At 66.3% G+C, this 13,683-nt stretch carries 12 protein-coding genes; 3 read left to right on the forward strand and 9 right to left on the reverse strand.

All coding sequences use genetic code 11. From position 1 onward, the window contains the following. Positions 1–7: 7 nt before the first annotated feature. The 8 genes from GBRO_RS19305 to GBRO_RS19340 form a co-directional block, all read right to left on the reverse strand. Positions 8–202 (reverse strand): hypothetical protein, encoded by a 195-nt coding sequence (locus GBRO_RS19305; RefSeq protein ID WP_012835563.1) that lies wholly within the window; start codon positions 200–202, stop codon positions 8–10. A 149-nt stretch (positions 203–351) separates the two neighbouring features. Then, positions 352–2,202, reverse strand: a complete 1,851-nt coding sequence (locus GBRO_RS25455) for a hypothetical protein (protein ID WP_012835564.1) — start codon at positions 2,200–2,202, stop codon at positions 352–354. 160 nt (positions 2,203–2,362) lie between these two features. After that, positions 2,363–4,027, reverse strand: coding sequence for an HNH endonuclease (locus GBRO_RS19315; protein WP_012835565.1), 1,665 nt, complete (start codon positions 4,025–4,027; stop codon positions 2,363–2,365). 228 nt (positions 4,028–4,255) lie between these two features. Beyond that, entirely contained in the window at positions 4,256–5,917 is a 1,662-nt protein-coding gene (atzF, locus tag GBRO_RS19320) for an allophanate hydrolase (protein ID WP_012835566.1), read from the reverse strand. Beyond that, entirely contained in the window at positions 5,914–7,947 is a 2,034-nt protein-coding gene (locus tag GBRO_RS19325; RefSeq protein ID WP_012835567.1) for a 5-oxoprolinase/urea amidolyase family protein, read from the reverse strand. Before GBRO_RS19325 ends, atzF begins: the two co-directional genes overlap by 4 nt. A gap of 34 nt (positions 7,948–7,981) precedes the next feature. After that, positions 7,982–8,647: an urea amidolyase associated protein UAAP2 gene (locus GBRO_RS19330; RefSeq protein WP_012835568.1), complete on the reverse strand. Its 666-nt coding sequence runs from the start codon at positions 8,645–8,647 to the stop codon at positions 7,982–7,984. A 29-nt stretch (positions 8,648–8,676) separates the two neighbouring features. Then, on the reverse strand, positions 8,677–9,540 hold the full coding sequence (locus GBRO_RS19335) for an urea amidolyase associated protein UAAP1 (protein WP_012835569.1): 864 nt from the start codon (positions 9,538–9,540) through the stop codon (positions 8,677–8,679). Positions 9,541–9,584: 44 nt separating this feature from the next. Further along, positions 9,585–11,144, reverse strand: a complete 1,560-nt coding sequence (locus GBRO_RS19340) for an amino acid permease (protein ID WP_012835570.1) — start codon at positions 11,142–11,144, stop codon at positions 9,585–9,587. Positions 11,145–11,398: 254 nt separating this feature from the next. Between GBRO_RS19340 and GBRO_RS19345 the strand changes: the two genes are divergently transcribed. Beyond that, a complete protein-coding gene (locus GBRO_RS19345; protein ID WP_012835571.1) occupies positions 11,399–12,043 on the forward strand; it encodes a TetR/AcrR family transcriptional regulator in 645 nt (214 codons plus the stop codon). On the opposite strand, the gene GBRO_RS19350 is transcribed toward GBRO_RS19345, so the two are convergent. Then, positions 12,009–12,500 (reverse strand): DUF4188 domain-containing protein, encoded by a 492-nt coding sequence (locus GBRO_RS19350; protein WP_012835572.1) that lies wholly within the window; start codon positions 12,498–12,500, stop codon positions 12,009–12,011. The genes GBRO_RS19345 and GBRO_RS19350 overlap by 35 nt on opposite strands. A 51-nt stretch (positions 12,501–12,551) precedes the next feature. Between GBRO_RS19350 and GBRO_RS19355 the strand changes: the two genes are divergently transcribed. Beyond that, positions 12,552–13,172: a TetR/AcrR family transcriptional regulator gene (locus GBRO_RS19355; RefSeq protein WP_012835573.1), complete on the forward strand. Its 621-nt coding sequence runs from the start codon at positions 12,552–12,554 to the stop codon at positions 13,170–13,172. Between the two features lie 5 nt (positions 13,173–13,177). Then, entirely contained in the window at positions 13,178–13,681 is a 504-nt protein-coding gene (locus tag GBRO_RS19360; protein WP_012835574.1) for a MarR family transcriptional regulator, read from the forward strand. Positions 13,682–13,683 lie beyond the last annotated feature (2 nt).

A 13,683-nucleotide genomic window follows, 5' to 3' on the forward strand; every position in this document is an offset into this window, starting at 1 on the left:
CGAGCAGTCAGCTCTTCCGCGTCAGGAGGTAGTAGCCGACGCCGCCGGCGACAACGGCCAGGATGAGGGCGAGCCAGAAGCTCGTCAGCCACCAGACGACGCCGAAGACGACGATCCCCGGCGAGATGGCGACCAGACTCATGCCCGGATGCTGGCGGACGACCTGTGTGACGGCGTTGCTCTTCTGCCGGTCGATCTCCATGGCGCGCTCCTTGCGTAGGACCTCGTGGGGCGGTGGTCTCCACTGTAACCGGGCGACAGACGACGACCGACCCACCACTTTTCTGCAGATCCACCGGGTGGAGGGGTGGTGGATGTGCCGAAAAGTGGTGGGCCGGCCGGTGGGCTCCGCTAGCTGCCGTCGCCGGAACCGCTGTTGCCCGAGCCCGAACCGCTGTTGCCCGAGTCGCCGTCACCGGAGCCGCTGCCGTTGCCTGAGTCGCTGCCGTTGCCTGAGTCGCTGCCGTTGCCTGAGCCGCTGCCGTTGCCTGAGCCACTGCCGTTGCCTGAGTCGCTGCCGTTGCCCGAGCCGCTGGTGTCGCTTGAGTCCTTGTTGCCGCCGGACCCACCGCTGTCATTGGAATGATCGGTGGACGTGCTCGTGTTCTTGGTCGAGTTGTCGGAGGTGGCGTCGTCCGACTCGTGGGCACGGTGCCGACCCCGATAGCCGGACCCGTCGTGCTTGTTGTCGGCACGGTGCCGACCGACGTATCCCTCGGTTTGATCCGTGCAGTCGCTGTCGGAGGTCGAGGTGTCGGTGTTCGTGATCGTCGGCTCGGGGGTCGGCGTCTCGGGGGTCACCTCCGGTGTTCCGGTGGTTTCCGTTGTGTCCGTTACTGTTTCGGCGACCTTATCCGTGTTCGCCACCCCGCGCAGCAACGACGGGGAGTCGGTTTCCGAGGTCGTGGTGGACAACGCGTTGACGGTCGTGGTCGTGGTGCTCGGGATGACGTACGGACCGACGGACGGGATGCCGAAGGGGAACGTGGACTTGGGGAGTTGGAGGACGGGGATGATCTCACCGGTGTCGAGCGTGCTGAAGGTGATCTGTGGCAGCCCAAGGTAATTGGGGCTCGTCGCACCATTGACCGTCGTCTCCGGATACAGCGTCAGCTTCTGACCCAACCAGTCGATGGTGATCAGGTCGGTGAGTCCGTAGGAGCTCGTCAGGCGGAGGAAGTCGCCGTTGAGCAACTCTTCGGGAGAGATGGTCAGGCGTGCGAAGTCATCGCTCAGCAGATCACTCAAATTCAGATCCTGGCCACCGATGAGCTTTGTGATCAACTCCCCGACGACACCAGTCGGATCGAACAGCACTTTGGTAGGGTCGGTCAGGCCGAACTGCACCTGATTGTTGGTTGCGTCCCACCGAAAGTCCAGCGTCCCCAGCACGTTCGCGCATGCGCCCACTCCCTCCGCGTACGCGCCGGTGAGACCTCCATAACACCCGACGGACTGCACTCCGGGGATGCTATCGATCTCACTGCCAAGCACAGTCACGGGTAGGTCTCCGGTATTCCAGGCGTTCGCAACACCAACGATGGCGAACGCATATGCCTTCTTCCCGTCGCTAGCGCCCGCCGTTGCCAGACTCACCGGTAGGTACGAAATCGCGGTGGCTTCACCGCCGCGGTATGCAACCGCGAACTGGAAGCCTGACCCGATAACCGTTGCGGTTCCGGAGGTTCCGGGCCCAGGGGGCACCACATAGTAGATGCCAATCAGGTGAAGGGCACCCTGCACAAGAGCACTGTTGATCACCCCTCGGGCTGGGCCGTATACCGAGTTAGGCACGACCTCTAGAGAATCGGGAAGGACCAAAGCGATACCGGTCCCGGTCGAGCTACTACAGTCAGCCCCACCAGACGCGCCGCCCGATGCGCACGCCTGGATACGCCATTGATCCAGCAGCCCTTGCGAAGCCGGATTATTGATGATCGTCCCGAGAAGGTCACCCAGATTGGCGGCCGGATCAAGACTGATATCTCCATATGTATCAAGCTTGTCCAGTAACTGGTTCACAACGGACTGAGGTGCCGCCTGAGCAGGCGCATGCGACATCGCCTGCCCCGCGCCCACGGCAGCCACCGTCGCCAACGCGGCGACGCTCGCTGCAACCCGCCGCCCACGCTTCTCCTGGCGGTTGCGACGGCGTGCATCTTTCTCCGCGTGCCGAATCGCGTTGCGCCCCAACCTGGTCATTCGTCCAACTTTCCTTAAAGGAACATTAACGAAAGCTAGTTAAGCTCCTTCACCGCAAGTTGTGACTGGCAACACAATTTTGGTTCCCAATCCCCCGGCCGGACTACAGCGACGGCATGTGGGTCGGTCGACCAGCTACGTCCTTCGCAGGTACGCAGGCTCAGGGGTAGGTGATGATGATCTTGCCGGAGTCGACGTGTCGCCAGATGATCGCCCGGCCGGTGGCCATGGTGGGTATCCAGATACCGAGGTGTTTGAATTCGTGGCACGGGATGCGCAGCGGGTGCAGGTTCTCGGCGATGGTCCAGCCACCCGCGAGGGGATCGTCGTGGTTGAACGGCACGATGTGGTCGAGGTGGCATTGATCCACGGGTCGGCCGCAGTAGGGTCCGCGGCAGTGGTGGTCGGTGTGAGCGATGGTGCGCCGCAACGCCTCCGCAGGAGCGTAAACCAACGCCCCGGGTGGTGGTGTGAGGAGTCCACCGTGTCCGGTGGTGTCGATGGGGGTCGGGTTGGGTGGGCGTGAGCGTACGACGATGCTGCCGGTGCCACCGCCGTCGGTGCTGGTGAGGTGGGTGGGCACGATGATGGTTCCGCCCTGTCGCGGCCGCCCGGGACGGAGCAGACCGCTGGTTGATTCGGGAGTGGTGGGGTCGGTGCGGTGGGCGAAGCGTTGGCTTTCGCGGTACATGCCTTGCCAGGTGGCATCGGTAGCGAGTTCGCGGGCGTGGACCGGGGTGATGACGCCGTAGCCCTTGATGTAGGGCACCATCTGCCCGGTCATCCCAGCCAGGGTCAGGGCATCGGTGACCACTTCGACAACCACCCGCACCGGCATCCGCGCGACCTCGGTCGACGGCACGGGCTCGGACTCGGGGCCAGGTTCGGGCTCGGTCGGCTCGTCGGGTTGGGGTGCGTCGGGATCGACGTCGAGGGTGGGTGTGATGACGTCCACGTCGGCATCGATATCCACACCGTCGTCGGCGACGTCCTCGTCACCGGGCGTCTGCGATTGCGGTTCACCTGGTTCGGGTTCTTCGGGTGCAGGTGGTCGGTTGGCCGGGGCAGCGCAGTCAGGTGAGCCGCAGGTGCAGTCCATGGTGGTGCGGTCATGAATGAGCGCAACCAGGGCATCGGCGCGTTGCTGACTGGCTGGGCGCTTATCGTTGCGGCACAGGAAGACCGCGACCAGCGCACTGATACGCGCCTGCAGGGTCCGGGCATCGACGAGGTCGAGGGTGGCCGAGATGTTGACCTGGCCATACAGGTCTTTGCGGAACCGGACGTCTTGGGTGCGGGCGGCATACGCGTGGCGGGCTTGTTCGGCGCGGTCGGGGTCGAGCGCGATGACCATTTCGTCGAGCTGTTCGGCGAGCACGCTGTTGGTGGAGGCTTCGGCGGCGTAGCCGAGGGCCGCGTCCTCGGCCGCGCCGTATTGCGTTTCGTCGAGTGCGATCACGGCGTGCGCAAGAAGCGACGCCCGCGATTCAGAGAGGTCTCCGTCCAGGAATGCGGCCCGGATCTTGGGTAGTGAGGACAGTAGTTCGCCCAATGCCATCCAGCGTCCGGCGGTGGCCGGCGGGACCGCGAAGTGCCAGGCGACGTCACGGACGGCGGCTTTGTCGGGCATCTTTTTGCGGTAGCGGTCGTAGTCGGCGGCCATGACGCGGTCGAAGACTTTCACCCCGAGGTGATAGGCGGCCAGAATCTTGCGCGCCATGTGTTGGCGTTCACCGCGCGTGAAGACCGAAGCGGCTGCGGCCAAGTCGGATTCACCGGCGCAGGCCAAGGTGGCCTCGTCGGTATTCCGGCCCGCTTCGAACATGCCTTTATGATGTCAGAGGGGTCTGACAATTCTGGATTGTCGGCTATCGGGTGGTGGATTATGTTGGGGCGCTGACATTGTCGGGTCGCGGATGGTTTCGACACGTGGCCGCTCGTTCCTCGCGGACACGGCTCAACCAGCAAATGGAGGCGGCGGCTCAACCAGCGGAAGGGGGGTGGCCGACTCAACCAGCAGAGGGGGCGGCGGCTCAACCAGCAGGAGGGGTGGCTACCAGCGCGTGCGGTCCAACCGCTCCCCCGCGTTGCCGGCGTCGGCCGCGCAGCCGAAGCCGACCACCCAACGACCGTCGGACAGTTCCACTTTGCCGAGCATCATCGGCTCGGGCAGGTCGGTCAGGAATGCACCAAGAGCGGTCGGCGAGAGCGACCAGATCTCTCCGTCGATGGCGCGGCCGGCTGCCGGGTCGCGAATCAATCCCGGCTTGGGAGGCGTCGTAGCCAGGGCCACAAGACGATACGACGGGGTGGTTGTCACCTCAGCGACCCACCGTGCACCACGGCCGGTGAGCTCGTGAGTGAGAGGTCCGCCGCGCATGTGTGCGCCGAAGACGGCGAGTTCGACGGCGTCGGAGACGGTTTCGGGCCAGCTGGCGCACGCCGGAGCAGTCGACGCCGCGAACCGTCGGGCCAGATCGACCACCACCGCATCCTGGTGCGCCCGGGCGAGCAGGGTGATGCCGAATTGCGCTTGGCTGCCGTCACTCTCGCCGACGACACCCGCCGGAACCGCGACGCCGCACAGGTCGAAGATGTTGCAGAAGTTGGTGTAGGTACCCATCGTCGAGTTGATGCCGACCGGATCGGCAGCCACCTCGGCCTGCGTCGGATGCATCGGCGCGGTGGGGACCATCAGGGCCGTCGCATCACCCCATTCAGCCATTGCCTCCTTCTGGAGCTCTGCCAGCCGGCGCCGGGTGTGGAGCAGGTCGACCGCACTGAAACGTTTGGCAGCGGAGATGATCCCGGCCACCGTGGGGTCCAGGCCGGCCTCGACGGGATCGGCAGCGTCCACGAAATCGCCGACAGCGGCGTGACGTTCGGCGACCAGTGCATCGTCGTAGAGGAGTTTGGCCGCCGCGAGGAACGGCGCGAGGTCGATGGGCTTGATCACCATCCCCGCGGCTTCCGCCTGTGACACGGCGTCGGCGAACGCGGCACGCCACCGATCATCGAGTCCGGGTAGTTCGGCGGGAACGGCGATCACCGGGCGTTCAGGTGCGGCGAATAGTGTTGCCGGACCGAAAGGTCGCGGACCGGTGGCCGCGGCCATCGCACTCGTCGCGGCGTCGGCCAGGTCGAGGGTGGCAGCGAAGATCGTCACCACGTCATAGCTTGCGCAGGCCGGGACGACGCCCGCTGTCGAGACCACCCCGAGGGTCGGTTTGATCCCGACGATTCCCTGCAGCCCGGCAGGCACACGACCCGAGCCGGCGGTGTCGGTACCGATGGCGATGTCCGCAAAACCCAGTGCCACCGCCACCGCCGACCCCGAACTCGAGCCACCGGAGATCCGGTCCGGCCGCCGCGAATCACGCACCGCCCCATAGGGACTGCGTGTTCCGACGAGTCCGGTGGCGAACTGGTCGAGATTGGTCTTACCGATCACCACCGCACCCGCCGCCCGGAGCGCCGCCACCACGTCGGCATCGACCACTGGCGTGTAGGCGTATCCCGGGCAGGCGGCGGTGGTGGGCAGGCCCGCCACATCGACGTTGTCCTTGACCGCCAACACCATTCCGGCGAGCGGGCCACCCGTGGCGACGGACCGCTCGTAGTCGGCGGCCACCTCATCGCGCGGACGCACGGTGATGAACACCTCGGGCCGACCCGCCGCGTCGATCCGAGCGAAGATCTCGTCGATTCTGCTCATGCCACTTTCCCTTCGACAGTATCGTCGCCCCGGACCGCGAACTCGCCCTGCAGCGACCAGCGCCGACGCTCCTCGGCGCGCGCAATCTCCATGGCCTCCCGTGTGACGACGATGTCGTCGGCATTGGCGTCGAGGAACCGCTGGTGTTCCGCGAGCGAGAACGTACCGTCGGTGATCCGGGTCGACTCACCACGGCCGGCCGCAACGTCGGCCCGCATGTCCAGCAACTCCTCGGCACTGACCGGATACCAGCGGATCTGGTCGAAGAAGCGCAGCAACCACGGGTGCTCGGGGTCGAATCCCGGTGCGGGAAGCGGATGCCGGTGATTCCACACCTGGGTGGTGCGGCCGACGAACTGGTAGCCGCCCGGGCCCTCCATGCCGTAGATGCACAGGTACGCGCCGCCGATCCCGACCGCGTTCTCCGGTGTCCAGGTGCGCGCCGGATTGTACTTGGTGGTGATCAACCGGTGCCGCGGGTCCAGCGGAACAGCCACCGGCGCACCGAGATACACATCCCCGAGGCCCAGCACCAGATAGCTGGCGTCAAAGACGGTGCGATACACGTCGTCGACGGAACCCAGTCCGTTCATCCGGCGGATGAACTCGATGTTCCACGGGCACCACGGCGCGTCAGAACGCACCCCCAGCATGTATCGCTCGATGGCCTCCCGGGTGGCCGGATCGTCCCACGACAACGGGAGATGCACGGTACGGCTGGGCACCACCAGATCCTGCGCGGCAGGCAGTTGGGATTCGCACTCGCGCAACCACTCCAGCATCTGCTGCTGTGACCACACGTCCGGGTCGGCCTTGACCTGCAGAGACCGGATACCGGGCGTCAGATCGATGAGCCCCCTGGGCTTCTCGGCCTCGATTCGCTCACTCAGTGCATGGACACGGGCCCGCAGCGCGAGATCGAGACGCATGTCGCCGTACTCGACGAGGATGTTGTCGTCGCCGCTGCGCCGGTAGGTGACAGCCGTGTCACCGTCGGCCGTCGACGAGGTGCCGAGGATGCCATTGTCCTCGTCACCGCCGGTGGACAGCACGGACGTGAACGTTGCCCGACGACCGAGCCCCACCTGCTGCGGCGACGCCGCGTGCTCACTGCGCACGGCGACGAACCTGACCGTGTCACCGGGCTTGAGCTGACCGAGCTTCCACCGCTCCGCGCTGGCCACCGTCACCGGGCACACGAACCCACCCAGACTCGGACCGTCGGGCCCGAGCAGGATCGGGGTGTCGCCGGTGAAGTCCAGCGCACCAACCGAATACGCGTTGTCGTGGATGTTCGACGGATGCAGACCCGCCTCACCCCCGTCGGTCCGCGCCCACCGCGGCTGCGGTCCGATCAGCCGCACACCCGTGCGGTCGGAATTGAAGTGCACCTCGTACGCGGTGGCGAACAGATCGTCGATGTCCTCGGGGGTGAAGAACTCCGGCGCACCGTGCGGGCCGACGGTGACGCCGAGCTGCCATGCGTTGGAGAATGCGGGCTGCTCGTCGAAGAGGATGCGGCGACGAGTTCGCACCTCCGGGAGCGAGGTGGTGCTGAGCCGATCGCCGTCTTCCAGACGCCGACCGTCCTTGCCGCCGAACCGCCCCATGGTGAAGGTGGATCGGCTACCCAGGTACTCCTCGGCGTCGATGCCGCCGGCGACGGCGACGTAGACCCGCATGCCCAGCGATCCGACGGCTCCCACGTCGAGAACCGAGCCCGCGTCGACTGTGAGCGGAACCCATTGGGGCACCGGCTTTCCGTCGATGGTCACCGGGGCCGGCGCACCGGTCACGGCGACCACAGCCGTGTCGTCGAAGCGCAGCGCTGGGCCCGCCATGGTGACCTCGAGGCCGGCGGCGGATGCCGGGTTGCCAACCGCGATGTTGGCGAGCCGGAACGAGAGGTCGTCCATCGGACCCGACGGCGGCACACCGACTTTCCAGTAGCCGATGCGGCCGGGCCAGTCCTGGATGGTGGTCAGCGCACCCGCGCGTAAGACGGTGATTGCCGTGCTGGTGATTGTCACAGCGGACAGAGCTCCTGAGGTGAGGGCAGGGTGATCAGGACGGACGGGTGACGATGACGCGCACCGCGGTCGGGTCGAAACCGTTGCAGGGGTTGTTGACCTGTGGGCAGTTGGAGATCAGCACCAGGGTGTCCTGGTCGGCGCGCAGTGCCAGACGCTTACCGGGCGCCGACAGGCCGTCGACGATGCCCAGCGAACCGTCCGGATCGACAGGCACATTCATGAAGAAGTTGATGTTGCCCACCAGGTCGGCCTTGCCGAGTCCGTGGCGGCTGCCCTCGATGAGGAAGTTCTCCACGCAGGCGTGCTGATGTTTGGTGTGATGCCCGTAGCGCAGTGTGTTGGATTCCTGCGAGCACGCACCGCCCACCGTGTCGTGGTTGCCGACCTCGTCGGCGACGATTGTCATGAGCGGCAACGACTCCTGGTCGCGGATAACGCTACCGGTGGTCAGGAAGATGTTGCCCTGGGCGGCGATGGTGGCCTGCGCCGAGTAGCGGATCGTGTGGTCGTGCGCACCGTAGAACAAGGTGTCGACTGCCTGATTGCCGTGGAGGTCGACGATGGTCAGCACGTCACCGGCGGCGACGACACCGGACCAGGGTCCGCGGTCGCCGACCTCTGCGTCGTAAACGACGGTGCCGGGCACCAGGGCGAGCTCATCGGCGGGCGCGTGGGCGAAATCGGTGGTTATGGTCATGATGGTTCCTGTCTTTCGAGATGGCCTGCTCAGAAATGGCTTGCGGCCCAGATGTCTTCGGAGTTGGCGACGGCACGCTGATACTCGGGATCGGTCTGGGCGACGCCGGCGAGCAGTTCATCGAGGTCGGCGGCGGCCCTCCAGGCCAGGACCTCGAGCGGTCCGGTGTCGAAGGTCGGGGACGGATCGAGCGGATGTGCGGTGTTGGCGATCGCGACCACACAAGGCAGATGCAGGATCAGGTCGACCGACTTGTCGTGTCCCGCAGAACCTTTGGAGGTGAGCGTGCCGTCGGACTCGACGACGACGCCGTGGAAGAAGGACAGCGACGGCGCGACGTCGGCCGGCGTCAGTCCGTGCTTGGCGGCCGCGAGCGTGAACATCTCGCGACCGGCCGGGCTGGTCGAATGCACATGACCGGAACCATATTTCGCAGTATTGCCAGCCAGCGTCGACGTCCCGCACAGGGCGTCGTGATGCCCGGAATCGTCGGCGACGACGGTGGCCAGCGCCCGACCCTGATCGCTGAGCAACGGATGGCCCGACGACAGGTACGCCTGCCACGGGACCTTCACGGTGTCAGCGACGTTGAGCCGCTCCCACGGTGCGTCGGCGCGCCACAGCAGCATGTGCGCACACGCCGAACCGGTCACGTCCCGCAGGCGAATCCGCGTGCCGCGGGCCAGGACCTTGCCGGTGTAGCGGCCTCCCGGAACGGTTTCGGCCCAGGTGAGGGACGCCGGGTCGACGTCGGCGGGCGGGTTGGGCCAGTTGCTTGCCGGAACCACCGGCATCGAATCGGTGATCGTCCCGGCCTGTGCACGGGCGTGCTCGCGGGCGCCGGCGGTGGTCCCGGTTCCGGCCGCGTTCTGGGTTTCGGTGATGGTGGACATGGTGGTGGAACTCCTTGGTGGGGTTTGAGATAGGCCGGGTGCACTCAGGCGCCGACGACGACCGGCTTGGGGTGCTGCTTGCCCCGCGGGTAGCAGGCGATGCCCACGAGCACGGTGGCGGCGATGCAGATCGGGCCGGCCCAGCGCAGGATCGGCATCTCGCCGGTCGGGTCGAAGACCTCGGCACGTGGCCAGGCCAGATTGACGACCATGAGCGTGCCGTAGACGACCGCCAGCAGGTTGACCACGATCCCGAACCGACCGAGCCCGAAGAGCTTCTTGCCCTCGGCATCCACGGCAACACCCCCGCGGGGCCAGCCCTGGAAGCGGCGGTACAGCATCGGCGCGGTGACCGCCAGATAGGCGAGGTAGATCAGGATGATGCAGACGCTCGCCAACGTCGCGAAGATCGCCGAGTTGCCGACGTTGACCAGCAGGATGCCGATGCACAGCAGACCGATCAGGACCGACGGGAGGATCGGGGTGCCGGTACGGCTGTTCACGTGGGCGAGTTGCTTGGAGAACGGGAGTCGGCCATCGCGCGCCATCGAGAACATCAGCCGCGAACATGCGGTCTGAATTGCCAAGGTGCAGATAAAGATCGCCACCGCGACGTCGCATAGCAGGACCTTGCCCCAGAAGCTGCCGAGGACCGATTCCAGCACGTAGGGCAGGCCGCCGGTGGCGAGCTCCTCTCCCAGCGTCGGCGCGGCCATCAGCGCACCGAGCAGCATCAGACCGCCGCCGATCGCGGAGACGGTGAGCGCCATGCGGATGGTGCGCGGCGCCACCCGGCGCGGGTTACGGGTTTCCTCGGCGAGCTCACCGGCAGAACCGAATCCGACCATCACGTAGGCGGCCATCAGACCCGACACGATGAACGCCCAGATGTAGCCGGGCTGCTGGCCGGGGAGGCCGGTGTCGAACACCACGTCCGGGCCGCGCTTGGCATGGGTGAACAGCGCCAGCACCACAGCGACGACGCCGACGAGTTCGCAGGTCACGCCGATGCTGTTGACCCGGCTCATCCAGGTGACGCCGATGCAGTTGATGGCGGTCACGACGACCAGCAGGATCGACCCGAGGAGTACCGCGTTGGCGGCGCCGCTCGTGCTGGTGAGGGTCGGGTCGTCGCCGATGAGCTGGAAGCCGGTCCACACCGTCGGCAATACCACCTGCAGGGCGATGGCGGCCGCGGCGGCGGTGACGATCTGGGCAATCATCATGAACCAACCGCCGAACCAGCCGATCACCTCGCCGCCCATTCGGCGCGACCACTGATAGATCGCACCGGAGATCGGGTAACGCGCGGCGATCTCGGCGAAGCACAGGGCCACCAGGAACTGGCCGCCGTAGACGATGGGCCAGGTCCAGAAGAAGGCCGGGCCGCCGAATCCGAAACCCAGGCCGAAGAGCTGGAAGATCGTGGTCAGGATGGAGACAAAGGAGAACCCGGCGGCAAAGGACGCGAACTTGCCGAGCGAGCGGTGCAGTTGCTGGTCATAGCCGAACTCCGACAGGTCGTTGGCGTCATGACCGGCGGTCGGGGGCACGGGCGGCGACGTTACGCCGGGCGTGGCCGGTGTGGAAGCGGTGGAGGTCATCGGTGGGCGGTCCTAACTCGTGGGGCTCCCCGTTGAGCGTTCTATCTGTCAGTCGATAGATAACCGCTGCGCTATTTCTATCGAGTGACAGAATTGTTTCTCTCGTGGAAACGCGTGCTACCGGTGTGTTACATATCCGAGGTCAGCCGGGCCGATGCACAGGCGGGCGTCCCACGCGGACCCCTCACCGGCGATTAGACTGGCCCGACGACGTTCGGCTGGGCGTCGAGAGCCGATTCGGAAGGCAGCAGACCATGGCGTCGAGCGTCGCGCGCCGTACCACCCCCGGCCCCGGCCGACCACGACTGGTGGAGCCCAAGCGCCGCGGTGAGACCGCCCGCGAGGAAATCCTCGACGCCGCAGCCGAATTGTTCACCAGCCACGGCTACACCGGAACGTCGACCCGGATGATCGCCGACGCCGTCGGCATCCGCCAGGCGTCGATGTATCACTACTTCTCGACCAAGGACGACATCCTCGCGACCCTGCTCGAGACGACGGTCATCTCCCCCCTCGAACGCGCTCGGCACCTGCTGACCGAGGACGGCCCCGCACTCGAGCGCCTGCTCGATCTGGCTCGCTTCGACGTCACGCAACTCGCCGCGTCGCGCTGGAACCTCGGTGCGCTGTACCTTCTTCCGGAGTTACGCAACGACAGATTCAGCGAATTCCGCACAGCGCGAACCGAACTCGCCGACGCCTATACACAACTGGCCACCGAGGTGCTGGGCACGGCGTCGGACCGGCGAAATCTGTTGCCGTTTCGCCTCGTGGAGTCCGTGATCATGATGCGCGGCGACGAACAGCGCGGCGAACTCGGCGAGCACACGGCGGCCGGCCTGGTGGACACCATCATCGGCGCGATCAAGATGCTGCTGGAGCACGATCGGACGCAGTGATCCGACGGGCCGCCGTGGCGGTCGCCCGGCCCACCGGCTCCGCGCCGACCGCAGCCGCGAGACCGAACGGCGGCATTCCGCTGCTGATGCTCTCGTGGCGTCCGATCTCGTAGGTCTCATGCCAGATGCCGACCGCGTTCGCGTCGGCGAGATGCTTGTTGAACCACCGCCACGCCGGTAGGTGCGGTGCGGCCGAGTCCGCGGCGAAGCGACGGATGTCTTCCGGCGAGCGCCAGTAGGACACCACCAGCGGCGACGGCACGAGATAGACGTGATGATGCAGCATTCCGGCGTCGCGGTAACGCGTCAGATGTCTGAGCATCCGCGGCATCGCGAAAAACACGTAGGTCCAGGCGCGCACCCGCCAGGGTTTGGTGACCCGCATACCGATGAGGAACAACGCAGTCCCCTCGGGCGGTGTCCGGTTGGTCATGCGTGCGGCGATCGGCTTGGACATGACAGCTCCCTCAGGTTTTGAAACGCTGTTATATAACAACGTTATGCCACAATGGGCAGTGTGGCAAGACCCAAGGTGCACACCGACGATCTGCGCGACCGGCTGCTCGACGAGGCCATCGCGATCGTCGCCGAGCGTGGGATCGGAGCGCTGTCGGTACGCGACGTCGCCCATGCCGCCGGCACGTCGACCACCGCGGTGTACTCGTTGTTCGGCAACAAGGAGGGCCTGTCCCGCGCGGTACAGGTGCGCGCCTTCGAATCGTTCACCGAGGTGGAGACCGCGATCTCCACCAGTCCGGATGCCGCTGCCGACCTCGGCTCGCTCGGCACCGCCTACATCGGCTGGGCCCTGGCGAATCCGCGACTCTACGAGCTGATGTTCGGCGACGCACTGACCGGCATCGAACCCACCCCCGAATCCCTCGACGCCGCCGCGCGCGCCATCGCACCGCTGCGTGACGGCGTCGCCCGCGCCATCGAGACCGGGGCGTTCCGGCAGGCCGACGTCGGGACGGTCGCGGCGTCGCTGTGGGCGCAGGTGCATGGCATGGCGCAACTCCTGTTGTCCGGGCACTATCCCGCCGACGCCGACCCCATCGCGGCGGGCGAGGCGATCATCGAGGGGTGGCGACGCGGCATCCTGCCTCCCGACGTCGAGCCACTAGGCTGACCCTCATGGCAGGCCGCAGCATGAGTTTCGACCCGATCGCCGAGGCCAAGGCGAACTGGACCCAGGCTGGATGGGGTGATGTGGCCGATGGCATGGTCGCCGTGACCTCGGTGATGCGGGCCCACCAGATTCTGCTGGCCCGCGTCGAATCCGCGCTGCGGCCCTACGATCTCAGCTTCTCGCGCTTCGAACTTCTACGCCTGCTTGCCTTTTCGCGCAACGGTCAACTCCCCATCACCAAGGCGAGTGATCGTCTGCAGGTCCATGTCACCAGCGTCACCCACGCGATTCGACGCCTGGAGGAGAACGGGCTGGTCCGCCGCCTTCCGCACCCCACCGACGGCCGGACGACGCTGGTACAGATCACCGAACTCGGCCGTTCCACCGTCGAGGACGCCACCACCACCCTCAATGCCGAGGTGTTCGCCGATGTCGGGATGACCGACGACCAGATCACCGGACTCGTGGACGCGATCCATTCGCTGCGGCATCACAGCGGAGACTTCTGATA

The organism is Gordonia bronchialis DSM 43247 (genome assembly GCF_000024785.1).
GTDB classification, from domain to species: Bacteria; Actinomycetota; Actinomycetes; order Mycobacteriales; family Mycobacteriaceae; genus Gordonia; species Gordonia bronchialis.